The sequence below is a fragment of the Mesorhizobium huakuii genome (assembly GCF_014189455.1).
Lineage (GTDB): Bacteria > Pseudomonadota > Alphaproteobacteria > Rhizobiales > Rhizobiaceae > Mesorhizobium > Mesorhizobium huakuii_A.
Genome location: NZ_CP050299.1, coordinates 490,722 through 508,528, shown reverse-complemented (window position 1 = coordinate 508,528; position 17,807 = coordinate 490,722). Strand labels below are relative to the sequence as shown.

9 protein-coding genes and 6 pseudogenes are annotated in these 17,807 nt (G+C 60.9%); 8 read left to right on the top strand and 7 right to left on the bottom strand.

Annotated elements, in window-relative coordinates; genetic code table 11:
- Nucleotides 1–430 precede the first annotated feature (430 nt).
- The 4 genes and pseudogenes from HB778_RS40085 (at nucleotide 431) to HB778_RS40070 (ending at nucleotide 6,112) form a co-directional block, all read left to right on the top strand.
- A complete protein-coding gene (locus HB778_RS40085) occupies nucleotides 431–1,729 on the top strand; it encodes a M16 family metallopeptidase (RefSeq protein WP_183465648.1) in 1,299 nt (432 codons plus the stop codon).
- A 7-nt stretch (nucleotides 1,730–1,736) separates the two neighbouring features.
- Nucleotides 1,737–3,132, top strand: a pseudogene (locus HB778_RS40080) (M16 family metallopeptidase).
- A gap of 479 nt (nucleotides 3,133–3,611) precedes the next feature.
- A pseudogene (locus HB778_RS40075) lies at nucleotides 3,612–5,068 on the top strand (NAD-dependent succinate-semialdehyde dehydrogenase).
- A gap of 792 nt (nucleotides 5,069–5,860) precedes the next feature.
- A complete protein-coding gene (locus HB778_RS40070; protein ID WP_183465647.1) occupies nucleotides 5,861–6,112 on the top strand; it encodes a hypothetical protein in 252 nt (83 codons plus the stop codon).
- 232 nt (nucleotides 6,113–6,344) lie between these two features.
- Here HB778_RS40070 and HB778_RS42585 read toward each other — a convergent pair.
- Nucleotides 6,345–6,549, bottom strand: a pseudogene (locus HB778_RS42585) (type II toxin-antitoxin system HipA family toxin); the annotation flags it as partial.
- On the opposite strand from HB778_RS42585, the gene HB778_RS40065 reads away from it, so the two are divergent.
- Nucleotides 6,529–6,729, top strand: a complete 201-nt coding sequence (locus HB778_RS40065; protein ID WP_244662208.1) for an XRE family transcriptional regulator — start codon at nucleotides 6,529–6,531, stop codon at nucleotides 6,727–6,729. The pseudogene HB778_RS42585 and the gene HB778_RS40065 sit on opposite strands and share 21 nt — an antisense overlap.
- A gap of 391 nt (nucleotides 6,730–7,120) precedes the next feature.
- On the opposite strand, the gene HB778_RS43020 is transcribed toward HB778_RS40065, so the two are convergent.
- Nucleotides 7,121–7,603, bottom strand: coding sequence for a hypothetical protein (locus HB778_RS43020; RefSeq protein ID WP_183465933.1), 483 nt, complete (start codon nucleotides 7,601–7,603; stop codon nucleotides 7,121–7,123).
- A gap of 662 nt (nucleotides 7,604–8,265) precedes the next feature.
- On the opposite strand from HB778_RS43020, the gene HB778_RS40050 reads away from it, so the two are divergent.
- The 3 genes from HB778_RS40050 (at nucleotide 8,266) to HB778_RS42570 (ending at nucleotide 11,012) form a co-directional block, all read left to right on the top strand.
- A complete protein-coding gene (locus HB778_RS40050; protein ID WP_183465646.1) occupies nucleotides 8,266–9,090 on the top strand; it encodes an IS5 family transposase in 825 nt (274 codons plus the stop codon).
- Nucleotides 9,091–9,768: 678 nt separating this feature from the next.
- The gene (locus tag HB778_RS42575; protein ID WP_244662142.1) at nucleotides 9,769–10,098 is read left to right on the top strand and encodes a hypothetical protein; all 330 of its coding nucleotides are present in this window, start codon (nucleotides 9,769–9,771) and stop codon (nucleotides 10,096–10,098) included.
- 278 nt (nucleotides 10,099–10,376) lie between these two features.
- Nucleotides 10,377–11,012: a hypothetical protein gene (locus HB778_RS42570; protein WP_244662141.1), complete on the top strand. Its 636-nt coding sequence runs from the start codon at nucleotides 10,377–10,379 to the stop codon at nucleotides 11,010–11,012.
- 459 nt (nucleotides 11,013–11,471) lie between these two features.
- On the opposite strand, the pseudogene HB778_RS40035 reads toward HB778_RS42570, so the two are convergent.
- The 5 genes and pseudogenes from HB778_RS40035 to istA form a co-directional block, all read right to left on the bottom strand.
- Nucleotides 11,472–11,727, bottom strand: a pseudogene (locus HB778_RS40035) (phage integrase N-terminal SAM-like domain-containing protein); the annotation flags it as partial.
- Nucleotides 11,728–12,018: 291 nt separating this feature from the next.
- Nucleotides 12,019–12,189 (bottom strand): annotated as a pseudogene (locus tag HB778_RS40030) (ATP-binding protein); the annotation flags it as partial.
- Nucleotides 12,188–14,293, bottom strand: coding sequence for a recombinase family protein (locus tag HB778_RS40025; protein ID WP_183465644.1), 2,106 nt, complete (start codon nucleotides 14,291–14,293; stop codon nucleotides 12,188–12,190). The gene HB778_RS40025 and the pseudogene HB778_RS40030, both read right to left, overlap by 2 nt.
- Before the next feature lie 418 nt (nucleotides 14,294–14,711).
- Nucleotides 14,712–15,429: pseudogene (gene istB, locus HB778_RS40020) on the bottom strand (IS21-like element helper ATPase IstB); the annotation flags it as partial.
- Nucleotides 15,426–16,934: an IS21 family transposase gene (gene istA / locus HB778_RS40015; protein ID WP_183465630.1), complete on the bottom strand. Its 1,509-nt coding sequence runs from the start codon at nucleotides 16,932–16,934 to the stop codon at nucleotides 15,426–15,428. The pseudogene istB and the gene istA, both read right to left, overlap by 4 nt.
- Between the last annotated feature and the right edge of the window lie 873 nt (nucleotides 16,935–17,807).

Genomic DNA, 17,807 nt, shown 5'->3' with positions numbered 1-17,807 from the left:
CGCGTTCGGCGCCGTCCGATGTCCGACAATGTCGGATACGCAACATAGCAGAGCCCGATTTATCACATTGCCGAAACGGTTTTCTCATTTGGCACGGCACGTGCGCGGTCATCCGCAAACGCGTCACGGACCAAGGAGAAGCCGTCCCATGGTCACCTCACCAAAAAATAACGCCGCACGTCTCCCGGACGCATCCAAAGATGAGGCTCGAGCAAGGCCTGGCAACATGCAGGCGGCTCGGGTGGATCGGCGCTGCCTACCGGTCCACTTTCTCCCACACGGGGAGACGGGGACGCAGCGCCTTCAAATTAAGGAAATCGCTTTGCCACGAACCTTGCCGATCGTCCGGCCACCACAACCGGAGCCATCCACCAAACTTCCGTCACGGTGGCTGCGCAGGGCACTCATCGAGACCGCCTTGGTTTTCGCGATGACCGCTCCGGCTCTGGCCGCCACCGACGACGGCAAGGTGACGGATTTCCTGCTCGACAACGGCATGGAGGTGGTCGTCGTCCCCGATCACCGCGCGCCGATCGTCACCCATATGGTGTGGTACAAGGTCGGCAGCGCCGACGAGCCGTCGGGTAAATCCGGCATCGCGCATTTCTTCGAGCATTTGATGTTCAAGGCCACGGCCAATCACGTCGCCGGCGAGCTGAACCGCGCGGTGGCCGAGATCGGCGGCTCGCACAATGCCTTCACCTCTTACGACTATACCGCCTTCTACCAGAGAGTGGCGCCCTCGGCGTTGGAGCAGATGATGGGCTTCGAGGCCGACCGTATGCGCAACCTCATCCTCACCGACGATGTCATCAAGACCGAGCGCGACGTGATCCTGGAGGAGCGCCGTTGGCGTATCGAGACCAACCCGCAGGCGGTGCTGGACGAGGAGGTCGACGCCACACTCTGGCAGAACCACCCCTACCGCATTTCGATCATCGGCTGGATGCAAGAGATGGAGCAGCTGAACCGCGTCGACGCCGCGGCCTTCTACAACAAATATTATAACCCCAACAACGCCGTTGTGGTGGTGGCGGGCGATGTCGACCCGGAGACGGTGAAGGCGCTGACCGAGAAGACGTATGGCAAGCTCTCGCGCGGACCGGAGCAGCAGCCGCGAGTCCGGCCGGTCGAGCCGGAGCAGAACACCAAGCGCACGGTGACGCTCACCGACGCGCGCGTTTCGGTGCCCCGCTTTTCCACGCAATGGGTGGTGCCGTCCTATCATACGGCCGAACCTGGCGAGGCCGAGGCGCTCGACCTCCTGGCCGAGATCCTCGGCGGCGGCAGCCGCAGCCGGCTCTACCAGCAGTTGGTGGTGAAACAGGGAATAGCCACCGAGGCCAGCGCCAATTTCCAGGGCACCATGCTGGATGCCACCAACTTCGGCATCTACGGCTCGCCGCGCGGCGGTGCAAGGCTTGCCGACCTAGAAGCCGCGGCCGACGCCGAAGTCGCCCGCATCGCCAAGGACGGTGTGACAGATGAAGAGCTGGAAAAGGCCAAAGACCGCTATGTCCGCTCGGTGATCTTCGCCCAAGACGAACAGGACTACCTCGCCAACATGTATGGCTCGACGCTTGCCACCGGCGGTACCGTAAAAGATGTACAGGAATGGCCGGACCGCATCCGCAAGGTCACCGCCGATCAGGTGAAGGCCGTCGCCGCCCGCTATCTCGTGTCCGACCATTCGACCACCGGCTATCTCTTGCCCAAGACGGAGAATTGATGTGACGATGAACCAACACCGTGCCGCCTATGCACAAGCCCTGCCATTTCCGCTTTCAGCGGCAGAAGGCAGCGTCGCACGCCTCGCCACCCCGCTGGCCATCCTCCTCCTCGCCATCCTCTTCCTCATCCTGCCTGCGGTCAGGGCCCATGCGGCGATGAACATCCAGGAGGTGAAATCTGAAAAGGGAATCAACGCCTGGCTGGTCGAGGACCATACGGTGCCGATTATCTCGGTCCGCTTCGTCTTCAAGGGCGGCACCACGCAGGCCCCGGTCGGCAAGGAGGGGCTCATTCATCTGATGACCCGCCTGTTCGACGAGGGCGCCGGCGATCTCGACAGCGATGCCTTCCAGGTGAAGCTCGACGATGCCGGCGCCGAGATGAGCTTCGACGCGCAACGCGACGGCATCCACGGCTCGATGCGCATGCTTTCGGAACAACAGGAAGCCGCTTTCGATCTGCTCAGGCTCGCGGTCAACAGGCCGCGCTTCGACCAGGAGCCGGTCGACCGCATCCGCGCCCAGGTGCTCTCCGGCATCATTGCCAATGAGCCCGACCCCGATGCGATCGCTCAGCGCAAATGGCTACGCGCGATCTACGGCACGCATCCGTATTCGAGGCCGGACGAAGGGACCAAAGTGAGCCTCGCCGGCATAACGGCGGCCGATCTCGGCGCCTTCCACAAGGCCATTTTCGCACGCGACGGGCTCCATGTTGTCGTGGTTGGCGACATCGACGGGAAGAGGCTGAGTAAAAAGCTCGACCAGCTGTTCGGCGATTTGCACGAGAAGCAGACGCTCTCCCCCGTTGCCGATGTCGCCGCGAAACTCGGACAGCAGGTGGAGGTGAACTACGAGCTTCCGCAGACCTCGCTGCAATTGGCTTTTCCTGGCATCGGACGCAGTGAGCCGGATTTCTTCGCCGCACTGCTGATGAACGATATCCTCGGCGGCTCGCCCTCCACGTCGCGCCTGTGGGAGGAGGTGCGCGAAAAGCGCGGCCTTTGCCTATCGCGTCGGCTCTTATCTGGCCGGTTACGAGCATTCTTATGCGCTGCTGGTTACGACGGCGACACGCTCCGACCGCGCCGCCGAGACGCTGAGCATCGTGCATCAGGTTGTGAAGCAGATGGCACAGCAGGGGCCGACGGAGGCCGAGCTCGAGGCGAGCAAGAAGCATCTGATCGGGGCCTATGCCATCAACTATCTGGATTCCTCCAGCTCGATTGCAGCCACGCTCGTCGGATTGCAGCTCAACAATCTCGGCACCGACTACATCCAGCGCCGCACCGCCCTCATCGATCAGGTGACGCTCGACCAGGTCAAGGCTGCGGCGAAGAAGCTGCTTTCGGCCGAGCCCGCCATTATGGTGGTCGGCCCGCCGCTGGGGGGCAAAGGATGAGACCAGGTCGCCATTCGCCTTCCTTTTCCCCTTGTGAGGTCTTCCCATGGGGGAGCGAAACCCTGTTCGGTGGGCTAGTGGTTTTTTAGAAGCCCGCCGAGCGGTTTTGGCGGCCCTTGCGGGGCGTCTGCCGGTTCAGGCGGCCGACTCGCCTGATTGTGGCACGCTCCTCCTCACGCCAGCTTCTCTTCGGGTGGATAGAGGACCCCGATCATGGTCCGCAGATTGAAGGCGCAGGCCCCCTGCATGCACTGCGTGCGGATGGCGAAGCCGACTTCTGATTTTTTCGCCTAGCGAGAACCGCGAGCATCTATTAGAGAATTCAAAAGTATCCTCCCTTTCCAGTTTGGGGACGGTGGCCTACCAGCTGTTTGGCCGAGGTCCTACTACGTTCCCGCGCTTGCGGAATACACCGAACCCTGCCGACATACATCTCTGCTGCGCTGAAGAGGAATCCGGTATTGCCCCTGTGCCTGCCGATGATCCGTCACCTGAAATCCCCCGCCCTGTTTGGACCCATTGATCGCCTGCCGGCACTTGGCACGCGCATTAGCAACCGAACATTCGAGGTCGTCAACCCGTCGACTGGCGAAGTCCTGGCAGAGCTTCCCGACATGGGTGTCGAGGAAACATGCGCTGCGATCGACAAGGCCTATGGCGCCCAACCTGGATGGGCAGGATTGACCGCACGTGAGCGCAGCGACGTTCTGTGGCGTTGGCATCAGTTGATCATCGACCACGCCGACGATCTCGCCGCTATACTCACAGCGGAGATGGGCAAGCCGCTTGCCGAAGCCAAATCGGAGGTGTCGCATGCTGCGGCGTACCTGCAATGGTACGCCGAGGAGGCCAATCGCATCTATGGCGAGACGATCTCCGCACCATCGACGGACCGTCGGATGCTGGTGATCAAGCAACCGATCGGCGTCGTCGGGACGATAACACCCTGGAATTTCCCAGCGTCCATGGTCGCACGCAAGATCTCGCCAGCCTTGGCCGCAGGCTGCACCATTGTCCTCAAGCCCGCTGAGCAGACCCCCTCGTGGCTGGCGCAATGTTCGCCCTCGCCCATCAGGCCGGCTTTCCCGAAGGCGTCGTCAACCTGATCTATGCGTCCGAAGGTGATGCGGTTGGCCGCGAACTTTGTGCCAATCCCAAGGTCCGCAAGATCAGCTTCACAGGATCGACCGAGGTTGGCCGGCTGCTGATGCGCCAATGCTCGGACCAGATCAAGAAGGTCAGCCTCGAACTCGGCGGCAATGCACCTTTCATCGTCTTCGACGACGCCGAAATCGACGCTGCGGTCGACGGTGCGATCCAGGCGAAGTTCCGCAATGCCGGCCAGACCTGCGTGTCGGCGAACCGCCTTTACGTTCAATCGAAAGTTCACGACGAGTTCGTCGAGAAATTCGTGGAGAAAGTCCGCCGCTTATCGGTCGGCGACGGCTTCGCTCCCGGGGTGGATATCGGACCGCTCATAGACAAGCATGCTCTGGCCAAGATCGAATCCCATATTGCGGATGCGGTCGAAAAAGGCGGTACAATTCGATGCGGGGGCAATCGCATCGGCAAGGATGGCACGTTTTTCGAACCAACGGTCCTCACCGAGATTTCCAGCGTGATGGCGGTTGCGCAGGAAGAGACTTTCGGGCCGCTGGCGCCAATCATTCGCTTCGACGATGCGGATCAGGTCGTGCGTGAGGCCAACGACACGATCTACGGCCTCGCTGCCTACTTCTATGCCTCAAACCTGAAGCGAGTCTGGCGTGTGGCCGAGGCCCTGGAATATGGCATGGTCGGTATCAACACGGGACGCATGTCCTCGGAAGCGGCACCCTTTGGCGGGATCAAACAGTCGGGTATCGGGCGGGAGGGTTCCCGCCATGGCCTCGAGGACTACCTCGAAATGAAATACCTTTGCATGGGCGGAATCTGAAGCATCTGCTTGCGCGGTTCGCAGATACGGCAACCGCGCGAGCGATCTCCGAATACGGGAATCGAAAGATCGCTGCTCGATGGGTGCCGGCGTGCGGCTCCGCAACCCGTGCAGACGCAATTCTGAAGTACTGGCTGGATGTTGTCTCGACGAGGAAAGCGCCTGGTTGTCGGCGCAGAAGGCGCATGTGGCGGGCGACAAGCTTGCGAGGGACCAGGCGGTCCTCGCCGAGAGGCTTCGAACGTTTCGAGTTGCAGTTCGGCAAGCGGCCCGAACAAGGTCTCTACGTCGGGCTTGTTTGCAGTCGCGCGCCGCGTGGACCGGTAGATCAGCGGCTTCATCGGTTCCGCCCATGGCAGCGAGCCCACTGCTCGATCGACTGAAGCTTATGGGGGCGGCCTGGATCTTGATACGCAGACGCTTGCCGGTAGCCTACGGCATCGCGTGGCTCGCCTGCGTCCGGCAGGGCGAACGCTACTTGACCGATGCTTGCGCGACGTCAGCTCAGATCGGCATCAGGCGATCCTTGGGGTCTGCGCCTGGAATAGGAGGCAGCGATCGGGACATTGTGGTCGAGACCCGCGGTTGGATGTCGGGAACATCTGGCGCGAAGCGAAACTCCTGGATGATGAACGGATCGCGATCCCAAGGCCACAGTCCCAGATACGTTGCGTGCCCCGCTCCGGGAGGTTCGTCCACAGCAATGCCTGGCCGATGAACCTTTGGCACTGTAGTGCAAGGATATCATCGCTTCCGCCGCCACCGGTGGGATCACTTGCTTTGAAGGCCTTTGTGGACAATGCGGAGCCGCTGGGGAAACTCGGGCTCGGCGGCCAGAAACCCAGCAAGGACGATATCCTCAAGATCCTGGATGCCAAGGGCGCGGCGCAGGCGGTGCAGGCCCTGCTGGAGACGCGGAGGCGCTGGCGAGGCTGGAGTTTTCCTATTGGGGTCGGTGAGGTCAGGCTTTCCGTCTTTTCCGAACGATGTCGCCCCGTTGGTAATTCGCTTCTCTTCGCGGTCTGCACCGAACCGGCCGCGTGATGGGGTAGGAGAGCGCGGCCTCTCAATCTGTTGAACGTCCCTGGGAGGGTCCATCCAGGACCTAGACTTCCTACGAGATTGCCTTGCCCATCGTTCCCTTGGGAGCGATCCGGATCACCCCTCGGGTAATCACTGTCTGTATGTTCCTTTCGTTTATCTGTGTCGTATTTCATGCGACGCGGGGCCGCCGGGACTGGCGCTGCTGGATCGAAACTGTGAAGGAATGTCCTTGTCACAGCGCCAGCGCCCGCTTGAGGTCGTCGTGCTCGAAGGCGCTGGCCATGCGGTTTATCTCGGCCGAGCGGGCGCCGACTGCGTTGGCGGCGTCCCGCCATGTCGCGGTCACGGCCGCGACTCCTTTGATAATCGCCCGGGCTTGCGCCAGCGTGAGCGCAAAAAACTCCGACGCAGAAAAGATCGAGCGAACAGGTGTCCTCGGGGACAACAACGTCAGCATCGGCATTTATGCCGGCGTCCTGCAGGCGCTCGGCCTGCTAGAGGGCCTGAGTCAAGTTGCCGACATCAGAAACGACAGCGTCGGACAGGCGCTGGCCAGCGCCGATCTGCCTACGCACGTCCATCTCAGGCGGCCAGTCGGATCATCGCGCGATGACTGAGTTCGAGGTGCATATCGATCTGGACGGTCGCATACGCCCGATCGGAATGGCGAGGAGCAATCGCGTCCGCGGCACGGAGACCATCCTTTTCGAGTATGATGGCGCCCCCAAGTATCTGGCGCCGAGTCGCCGATGGACCCGAAAGTCGCGAGACCGGCAGAAGGAGCGAAGGCCCCGCGGGTCAGAGCAAGATCTGGCTCGAGCGAGAAGCGGTCCGGGTGCCATGCGGGTTGTGTGGGGTTGGCATTTGACACCTCCGTACTACAATATGACTGAATATGTAGCACGAAGATTACAATTTTTCTAGCCCGTCAAGGGCGCCGCCCAGCAGGAAGCGAAGGTTTAATCTTACCGAGGTCGCGAGGCGGCATCGACCGGGAAATTCCGAACGTCAGCAATCGCGGCGACGGCAGTTGTTCCCGTCAGCGCGCTCGCTGGGACGACCGTCAACCTGAGTGACGGGGCCATCTGTCTCCGTCGGGATCCGATCGGTCGGGAATTCGGTGACGAGGGCGCGCGTCCGATCCGAGTGGGGTATCTCAGCAGCGACGGACAAATAGCAGCCGAGCGTCGCGTCCGATTGGGCGCAGGAGTTGTCGCCGCGGATCTGTTCATGCGGTGATGGACATGCGCCGCTCACGGACGGCGCCGACGCGATCATCCCGTCGAACAGACGCCGGCTGCGGTCGCTCATGCCGGCGATGTTTTCCGATGCCACCGTCGCATCGTCGGACAAAAGCTCCTCGACGACGAGTTCCTCGCCCCTGGGCGCTGAGTCTATCCGGCGCTTCTTAATGCCGTCGGAAATCCCACTCGAGACGGTTGGAGATTGCCTTCTCATATTCCATTCGGCGCGGACATTGCCGCCGCCCAACTTCAACTCCTGAACACCAGGGCACATCCACCCTGAAACCGGATGCCCGGCAGGAGACTGAGCTCGCTGCCGGGCCGGGTACGCCTTGGGAGGTGGCGTAAGTCAGCGGCTTTTCGGGGCCATGAGACGACTCTCCTCAGTCCGAACGCCTTTTGCCGTAGACCGCGCATGTACCGTGCCAAAGCAAAAAAGCATTTAAAAACAACTTATGGATCAGATCATGCTATGTAGCGTGCCCGTCGGGTATCGGAAAACGCTGAACGTGGCTAAATGGCGCATGAATCAGTTTCCCCGGGGGGATTTTGTGCGCTATTCCTTGAGACAGCGCCGGGCAACCGGGACCCACTGCACGCCAGGCACGCCCTGATCGATTGCGACGGCTCTCAGCATCGAGTGCGACGTCTATTCAACCGAGCTGTCGGTCGATGCGGGGACGGCGCGTAGCGCTGTCAAACTTTCCCGCGCATCATCATTGCGCGTCTGTCTGCGACCGCCGATCCAACAAGACCGCCGGTTCAATTTGGAGTACCTTGGCAAGCTTGTCGATCATATCGATAGTGGCGCCTTACACGCCACGTTCCAGCGCACTGATGTAAGAGACCGTTTTGAAAATCGGCTGGCTATGGGTTCCGTCTGAGGCTGGGTTATGATTCAGGCTGTGGATGTGGACAGAGCAGAGCCGTGGCCGGATGGCCCAGATTGCCAAGAAGACCAAGCGCTACCCGTCTGGTTTGACGGACGAGGAGTGGGAGCAGTTCGCACCGCTGATGCCCAAGCCTGGGCGTCGCGGGCGTCCGCGCGAGGTTGATTTCCGGGAGGTGGTCAACGCGGTGCGTTACCTGGTCCGCTCGGGTTGCGGTTGGCGGATGCTGCCGATCCATTTCGGCCCCTGGCAGACGGTCTACGGCTGGTTCCGCGAGTTGGCGAGGCGCTTTCTGTTCCAGACCATCCACGACGTGGCGCTGATGCTGGATCGCGAGCGAGCCGGGCGCGAGGCCAGTCCCACGGCTGGCGTGATCGACAGCCAGTCGATCAAGGCTCCGCAAGCTGAAACAAGGGGTTACGACGCCGGCAAGAAGATTGTCGGCCGCAAGCGACACATTGCCGTCGATACGGATGGACGGCTGTTGATGGTCAACCTCACCACCGCCGATATCTCCGACAGTGCCGGCGCTCAGGCGATCCTGGATGGTATCCGCAAGCGCTGGCCCTGGGTCAAGCATCTGTTCGCCGACGGCGCCTATGACCGGCTGAAGCTCATGGACAAAGCCGCCTATCTCGACTTCGTGGTCGAGATCATCCGTCGATCCGACGACCAGAAGGGCTTCGAAGTCTTGCCCCGCCGCTGGGTCGTCGAGCGGACCTTCGGCTGGATGACCCGATGGCGCCGCCTCGTGCGCGACTACGAGCAGCGCATCGACGTCTCTCACGCCATGATCCTTGTCGCAATGGGCGGCAATCTCATCCGCCGAAACGCCCATCCGTGATTTTCAAAACGGACTCTAAGTCCGGTCAACGCCGGCCTCATGCGCCAACGCGTCCTGCTCTTTGTCTGTCGATGCTGTCGCAGATTGCGGGCAAAGACTCTCGAATCTCCATGCATGAGAGGCCAACTCCTGTAGCGGGTCAAAGGAGTCGATTTCATAGCCGCTATCGACTCCTGCGCCCGTTCCAGACGTTCCTTGAAGGGTCGGTATGGCGGACGGTGGATTGCACGCCGCGAAGTTGTCGTAACGTCGGGCGCAATAGGCTGGGTCATCGAAGGCCTCCTGGAAGGAATTTCCCCGCAGGCGAACCTTCACGCCAACGAAAAGTTCGAAGACCCGAGAAAAAGAGAACGGGGCCCACCGGTCGCCCGACCTGATGCGCTGTGAGCTTCACTGCTTGAGTTTTGCAGGGTGTCCTGCCAGCTCGCACACGATCGATAAGGCGTTTACGGTTGCAGTCATTGTTGGATCTTCGACGATGTCGGACATGCGACACAGCGCTATCAGCGTGATCGCATTGTTCTGAAACGATGTTCTCAGTTGGCACGACACATGCAGTCCTATCCGCAAACGCACTGCCGCGCCGCACCGACTGAGGAGAACTCATCCCATGATCACGCTTTTCGAACATGCGGTCGCCGCCGCGAACACTGAGCGTTCCCGACCCGACGGAAGCCTTTGCGCTTTCTTTCCTGGGGTTGTCCGGACATGACCGCATTCGATTTCCGTCCAACGCTGAATGCTCCCGACGATGATCCCTGCCTTTGGCTCGAAGATGTGGAAGGCGAACGGGCCCTTGACTGGACCGCCAACCAGTCGGCAAGGACCCTGGAGCACTTCGGCGGAACGCAGTTCGAGCGCGACCGCGCGGCCCTGACAGCGATTTTCGACCGTCCCGACAAGATTCCGCTGATCGCGCGCCGCGGTCAGCACCTCTACAATTTCTGGCAAGATGCCCGTAACCCGCGCGGACTTTGGCGCGCCGGACCACCCTTGCCGCCTACATGAAGGCGGATCCCCAATGGGAGGTACTGCTCGATCTGGACGCCTTCGCCGTTAGCGATGGAGAGGACTGGATCTAGGGCGGCGCGTCGATCGAGCCGGAGAGACGGGAAAGAGCCGTTCTGCGCCTGTCGCGCGGCGGCAGCGACGCGGTCGCGCATCGCGAATTCGATCTAGGGACTCTGAGCTTAGTCGCCGACGGTTTCAATCTCCCGGAGGCCAAGGGCGGCATTGATTGGCTCGACCCTGACACGCCTCTGCTTTCCAGTGCGCTTGGTGATGGCATGGCCACCCGCTCCGGCTACGCGCGCACCGTGCGGCTGTGGAAGCGTGGCGCGGATCCCCTCACCGCGCCGATGATCTTCGAGACTGGTTCCGAAACCATCGGCGTGTCTAGCCATCTGGACCGTACCGCCGAAAGCGACCGCCTTTGGTTTATCGAGAAGCCGGCCTACTTCGAGCAGATAGTCCGCATTGGCGATAGAAGCGGGCCCAAGGTTGAGATCGACCTTCCTCGGGACGCCTGGTGGAATGGCTTCGATGACTGGCTGGCGGTAAAGCCGCGCAAACTCTGGACGGTTGGAGGGACTACCTATGCCGCCGACGCGCTGATCGGCATCTCGCTTTCCTCTTTCATGGCCGGCGAGCGCGGCTTTGTCACCCTGTTTGAACCAGGCGAGAGGCGCTCCCTGCAGTCATTTTTCTGGAATAACGGGGAGCTCATCATTTCCTACCTGGTGAACCTCGTTCTTTCGAGACGTTCACGCCGGGCCGGCAGAAATGGAGGCGCCGAGCCCTGGACACCGTGCCCGGCCGCGGGACTGTTAACCTTTGGTCACTCGATGCGGAACATCACGAGACCAATGGAGAGGTCCTCGTTTCGGCTCATCGATTACGCCGCCGCAGCTTTTCCTACTTGACCTCGATGCCGCGCCGCCTCTCGACGCTTCAGTAATCCTGAAGCGCAACCCGGAGAATTTCGACGCATCCGGGCTCGTGGTCACGCGCCACGAGGCAGTCTCGATTGATGGTGAGATGATCCCCTATACGCAGGTCGGTCCGGCGAACGGGACCGGGGATGCCCCGGTTCATCTCACAGCCTACGGCGGGTTCGGCATATCGCGCCTGCCCCACCACAACTCCTCGCTAGGCAAGCTGTGGCTCGAACGCGGCGGCACGTGCGTGGTGGCGAACATTCGCGCGAGGCCATTCGGATTTGCGGATCACTCTCCTTATCAAGTGGCCTCCGATCGGACGCGCTGCAGGCACTACCATCCAGCGCCTTGAAAACTGCACTCTGCCGGTGCGGAGGACACACCTTCACCGTTTCCGAGCAGACCAAGATCAACGTCCAGGTTTTCCAGCGCGCCCTGCCGGTGCTTCTGCGGCTTCTTGGGAAGCGGCAGGACCTCTTCAAGCGCCCAATCCCTCTCGATCGTCACATTGTAGAGGAAGCGCAGCGCCGCGAAGCGGTATGGATCGAGCCGGGCGACAGCTTCTTTCTCGTTGGTCATAGACCTGGTAGGTCCGAATATCCCCTCGCCCGAGCAAGTCCGGCGACTTGCCGAAGTGACGTGCAAACAGCGAGACCTGCTGAAGGTAGGAGAGCTGGGTGTTGAGCGCGAGGTTGCGCACCTATGGCGCGACAATTTGGATGGGAAGCGCGACGATCAAGATGAAGAGTTTGGTGGCCGCGATTTGGTGAAGATGGGCTGTGAATCGGTGAGTTGCAAGGGCTATTTTTCGTAGTTGACGCTGCGCGACACCAGGCCGGTTTTTGGATTGTCGCGGAGCGCGTCAATCAGGATGAGAGATGTTTGTCGCGGGCCGCTGTGAACTCACCAAAAAAGCCGGCCTCCGTTTGAAGCGGGAGGCCGGCCTTCATTTGCGCGACAATCTATGCTGACGTTTGTTTGTCGCGGCGCGTCAATCAGCGAGGGCCGAGGCCAGCGTTGCCGGCGTGCCATCGCTGTTTTCCGTCAAACGGGATATTGCGGTTTTGCGCCTGTAGCTCTCGACATTCATTTCGAAGATCGTCGCGTGATGAACCAGTCTGTCGATGGCGGCCAACGTCATGGCTTTGTCCGCGAATGCTTCATGATGCACCTTTCCTTGATCGCCTGGTCCGTTGCAGTCGGCGTTGAAGTTGATCGATCTGGTCGCTGGAAAGGCTGATCTGCCAAGGCTGGCCTTTCGTGCTTTGCCGACCGTGGACAAGGCCCTGGGCGAGATAGTCGAAGATGGTTTGAGCCGTCACGCCGATTGCAGCGGCTGCGCCCTGTACAGAGTAGGTTCCATCAGGCCAGCGCGGCGGATTGGCTGCGACGCCGTTGATCTTGGCTGTGGGGATTCCCCAACGGTGGCGTAAGAGCCAGATGTTCTCATAGCTGAACAGCTTGCCTCGCGCCGAGCGGACGCCCTCGTCATTCAATATTTTGGCGATTTTCCTGTCCATATCGCCCGCAGCATTGAGTTGCGTGATCCGCTCACGCACAAGCTCGAGTTCGCCATAGTCTCGATCGTAAGATTGAACTCGCCGTTGGATTTGATGGTCGCTGGTTGCCCCGGTCTGCCAAAGAATCCTGATGGCGACCTGGCCGCGTATCTTCTTCTGGTCGAGAACGACCTCCTGCACGATGAAGCGCAAGATACGTTTGCGGTCTTCTGGCTGGGTGGTTTCTGAGTGCCAGATAGCCGGCAAATTCTCGGCGAGTTCCTGAAGCGCCGCGTGATCCTGTGCCTGTAACACCAAGGGCTCTCGGTCTCTCCACCGACGATATTCCTGCTCGATCTCATCGATCAAGCGCAGCTTGTCTTCCCATGCCTTTTCCAGGGTTCTGGCGACGAGACGATTTTCCGGTTCCACGGTGTCGTATTGTCGTCGAGCCCGCTCGGCGTCATACCGCGCACGTTCCCGCCGTAGCGCCCATTGTTTCTCGAGGCTTCGTGTTTCCTCCGCAATCTCGTCGAGCGCAGCGATGGCGATGGCGATTTGGTCAGGTTCCAACGCCTTCAGGAGGGTTTGGGCGACCAACTCATCTACTGCGGGCGCCCGAACCTCCTGACAGAGAGAGCTGCCGGTCTGGTTGCGGTCCGCCAGGCAGCAGTAAACGGGGCATGCACTGTCGGGGCCGCTGTAGCGCACGGTCATCCGCCGTCCGCATTGGCCGCAGACCGCCAAGCCCTGCAGCAAAGCAATGCCCCTGCGCGGCGCGCCGCGGTGGCCGGCCTCGTATAGATTGGTGTTGTCGGCGAGGCGTCGCTGATTGGCCATGAACTCCTCCCAGTTAATATAACCAGGGTGTGCGTCTTTGATGCAAATATCCCAGTCGTCAATGGCCACCTTCGAGGTTGCGCGGTGCGAACCCGGACCTTGGCGGACCGCATTTATTCGGCGCCGGCCGTAGACATATGCGCCGGCATAGGCCGGGTTGTGCAAAATATGATGGACGTGGGCGATGGTGGCGTCTCGCCACAACAGCTCATGGGGCGCCGGCCCGCGAAGCGGCCGCACGGGTACGCGTAGGTCGTGCGTGCGCAGGTAACGCATAACGCGTCGCGCGGTCTGAAGCTCTCTAAATTTGTCGAAGATCAGACGCAGCCGAGCCTGAACCTCTTCATCAGGGTTAAACACGATCTGGCCGGAGCGGTTGTAGGCCAAGCCACCTGGCAGCGGTATGCGAAGCTCGCCCCGCGCCGCCTTCTGCCTCTCCCCTTGATGCAGGCGGATGCGGATCTGGTGCAACTCCGCTTCGCTCATGATCCCCGAGAGCCCTAACAACAGCCGGTCGTGATAAGCGCAGGGATCGTAGAGACGTTCACCATCGGCGATGACGACGCCGAACAATGAACACAACTCGAGGAGTTGATGCCAGTCCCGGTTGTTGCGCGCCAATCGAGATGCATCGAGGCTGACCACCAGACCCGCGTTGCCGAGCCCGATCTCGGCGATGAGCCGTTGGAAGCCGCCGCGCTCGACTTGGCCGTTTCCTGATTTTCCAAGATCCTCGTCGATGACGACGACACGATCCGGCGGCCAACCCAATCTGACGGCGCGGTCCACCAAACTGTACTGAAGTTCGGTGCTTTCCTGGTGGTGGCGCACCTGGTTTATTGATGATTGGCGTACATACACGTAAGCGAACTTTGAACGTCGGACAGCCGTGAGCCGCTCGTCAGGACTGCTCGGAATAGCCAACATCAAACCGCCCCCTCGCCGCTGGCGCGTTCGGCGGCATCCGGCGGATCAGAGTCGCGAGCATCTGCGCGACTTGGTGCTGAGATACCGGTGGGAGATTGTTCCAAAGGCTGGGCGTATCTGGCTTAGAGACACCGCAATCCGATGCGCCAAAGCATGAGCAACCATCGCAACTCGCCATTGAGTTACTAAAGGTGATTCGCGCATAATACACTAAAGGAAGCAAAGTCCGAACGGATATTAACTTTCCCGCCGCGCTACGATGTTCACCATCGTCATCGCTAGGAGGCGACAAATCCGTCACTGACCGGCGGATATTGCGCGACCGTCCATCCGGAAGGCGGATGACAACAAAGGCAGGTCCGCGCCCGGACCGAAGTGATGCCACCTCAAACCGCTGTCCACAGAGTGCGTGTCGACGGTCAACCACCGTGACATGAGACACCAACCGATCAAAAAGAGGGGTATCCTGCGCTGCTTGGGTCGGGAAAGACCTTGTCCCATTCACCGAAGGGCTGATTTGCGGTGATGAGAAGCGAGCGGCGCTCGTATCGCGCACTGATCAGCTCAAAGAGCACACTGGTTTCAGCCTGATCCTTGGTCACATATGCCATGTCGTCGAGCACCAGCAGATGGTACTTGTCGAGCTTTGCGATGGCCCCTTCGAGATCGAGATTGCGGCGGGCGGCTTGCTGTTTCTGAACAAGGTCGGTGGTACGCGTGAACAGAACACGCCACCCATTCTCGATCAGCCCGACGCCGATGGCGGCCGCCAGATGCGATTTTCCGCCGCCTGGCCCGCCAAACAGCATCAGATTGGCGCCGTTCTTCAACCAGACATCTCCCGCGACCAATGCCATGACCCGGGCCTTCGAGACCATGGGCACAGCCGTGAAGTCGAAGGCATCGAGGGTTTTCCCCGGAGGAAGACGCGCTTCAGTGAGGTGGCGCTGCATACGCCGCGTTTCGCGTTCGGCGACCTCGAACTCAGCAAGCGCCGCCAGCAGCCGGGAAGCCGGCCAGCCTTCGGTGTCAGCCCGCTCGGCGAAGGTGTGCCAGGCCCTGGAGATGCCCGGCAGCCGCAGATCGGTGAGCATCAGGGACAAGCGCGCGGTATCGACAGGATCGTTGGGTCTCATGCCGTGACCTCCACGCGGGTGCCGATAAGCCTGTCGTAATCGACCAGTTTACCCAGATTGACGCTGACCTGCGGGACACAGGCCGGGTTCGGCGCGAACCGGGCGCGCATGCCGTCAAGCGTCGGCAAGGTTCCCGCATCGAGCTCGCCCTGGATGGCGTGGGCGAGTGCGGCCTCGACATTGCGCTCATGGGCGAGGCTCAGCAGTTCCACCGTCAGGCGGCAGGCATCGCGTTCCGGCAGCCTCTCCATGGCGGCATTGTAGAGATTGCGATAGGCATCCCTGGGGAAGAGCTGATCGCGATAGCCGAGTCTGGGCAAAGCCCCCGGTTTCTGGCGCAGGGAATGAATGACGTGATGATAGTTCACGACATGCTGGGTGGGGCCGAGCTGGCCTCTGACGCGCGGCAGCTTCATCAGGGACGTGCCGCCGAGGAACAGTTCGATATGCTCCTTGAAGAGCCGTGCGCGCAGCCGATGTCCGATCAGCCGTGAAGGAACGGTGTAGAAGACCCGGCGAAGGGTAAACCCTCCACTGCTGGTGACGTAGACGATCTCGTCTTCGCCTTCGGGCTGGCGCTTGCGCGGCAGCGCCAGCAGGCTTTCGCGCTCAATGGCGATCTCCCTGGCCCGACGGGCATTGCGCTGGCCGACAACCTCGTCGATGAAGGCGGCAAAACTGGTGACGTCCGCAAAGTCACGCGTTCCGCGCAGGAGAAGAGCATCTTCCAGTTCCCGCTTCAGATCGCCATGGGATCCTTCGACCGCGCCGTTCTCGTGGGCGACGCCGCGATTGTTGCGGCTGGCCTTCATGCCGTAATGGGCGCAAAGCGCTTCATACCGATCTGTCATGTCCTGTGCGGTATCGGCATTGAGATTGCGGAATGCAGCCGAAAGACTGTCCGTGCGGTGATCGCGCGGCGCGCCGCCGAGAGACCAAAGGGCGTTCTGCAAACCACTTGTCAGCGCGGCAAAACTCTCGCCGCCTTCGACAATCTCGGCATGCTCGAATCCACTGTATGCAAGTCGGAAGTGATAGAGCAGGTAATCGAAGGTCACGCTGGCGATCGTGACCTTGAGGCCCAGTGCATGGGTAAAATCCGACAGCCCCATGCGTCCCGGCTCGTGAACCTGCCGGAATATGACATCCTGATCTCCTCCATGGATCGCGCGCCATGCGCGGATCCGGCGCTCAAGTGTGCGGCGAATACCAGAATCGAGCTCGGGATGACGCTTGCAAAGCTCACGAAGAATGCCGACAGGGCGCAAGCCGGGAGCGCTTTGCAGCATGGGAACCACCTCTTCGGTGAATATCCCTTCCAATGGATCAGGCCGACGTCGTTCGTGTTTGGCCTTCTTTTCGCTTGGTGGACGGGGGTCTGATTCGATCCGATAACCAGTGGATGGGCTGAAACCTGATTTGGCGGCCGCGACAGGGACACTGTGCTTCTGGCGATTTTGCATATAGAGCCTCGATTGTTGATCCGTGATGTGACTGCCGGACATTCATTCTTCCTTTGAGCGGGAAGAAGAAATGCACCCGACACATCGCGATCACCAGACGGCGTGAACCCTATGTGGGTTCGCGCCGTCGCCAGGAACGTCCCTCCAGTCGGGCTACGCCCTCCCTCCGTGACGTCCCTGGCGACGCTCCCATCCTGATTGACGCTCCTTCCAGGTTGATTGCCGCGCCGTACGCACCTCCATGTCCTCAGAAGGTGGGTCATGACAAGCTCCTTTGTTGGATGGAATGGGCTGCAAGCAGCCACTCCATGCTGACGCAGTCGGAGCTTGTTGTGGACACATGACCAGCGCGACAGACGACGCGATCAAGACCACGACGTCGGCACACACCCTCCTTGCCGCTCCGCGATCGCGGAGCGGGTTAGTCCAATTCCTGTTATCCACACCTTTGCATAACAGGAAACCGTGGCTCTTCGCCGGCTCCGAACGCGGCGCTGCCCGGGCAGCCGCCATGTCCACGCTTATCACGTCCGCCAGGGCTCAACGGTGTCAATTCGTTGGCCTGGCCGACAGTCGCGATGCGCCAGTTCGAGCTGACCACCCGGTCGAACAACCACGCCGGAATCTCCAGCCACCGATGCAATGGCTGGCCAGAAAGGGTGCAGCGGAAGACCGCCACGTCACCCTTCTCGATCACCTCATGGACAAAGACTTGCCGCTCAGCCCAGGGATGCGATGGATAAAGAAGCTCGCGCTCAACATCAACCCTGCGGGCGTTCCGTGGTCGAGTTGTACAACACGGTGCGACCGCATTATCTTTGGATTACACACCCCCGGGCGCCAGATGCAATCCTGTGGCCGGCTGCGCAACCCGGCCCAGCTTCGCCGGCAACCCCAGCCGTAGCGCAAAGACCA

Coding starts and splice junctions, on each gene's coding strand:
- HB778_RS42570 (WP_244662141.1), top strand. CDS start 10,377: ATGGCCACCCGCTCCGGCTACGCGCGCACCGTGCGGCTGTGGAAGCGT.
- HB778_RS40025 (WP_183465644.1), bottom strand. CDS start 14,293: ATGTTGGCTATTCCGAGCAGTCCTGACGAGCGGCTCACGGCTGTCCGA.
- istA (WP_183465630.1), bottom strand. CDS start 16,934: ATGTCCGGCAGTCACATCACGGATCAACAATCGAGGCTCTATATGCAA.
- HB778_RS40050 (WP_183465646.1), top strand. CDS start 8,266: ATGTGGACAGAGCAGAGCCGTGGCCGGATGGCCCAGATTGCCAAGAAG.
- HB778_RS40085 (WP_183465648.1), top strand. CDS start 431: ATGACCGCTCCGGCTCTGGCCGCCACCGACGACGGCAAGGTGACGGAT.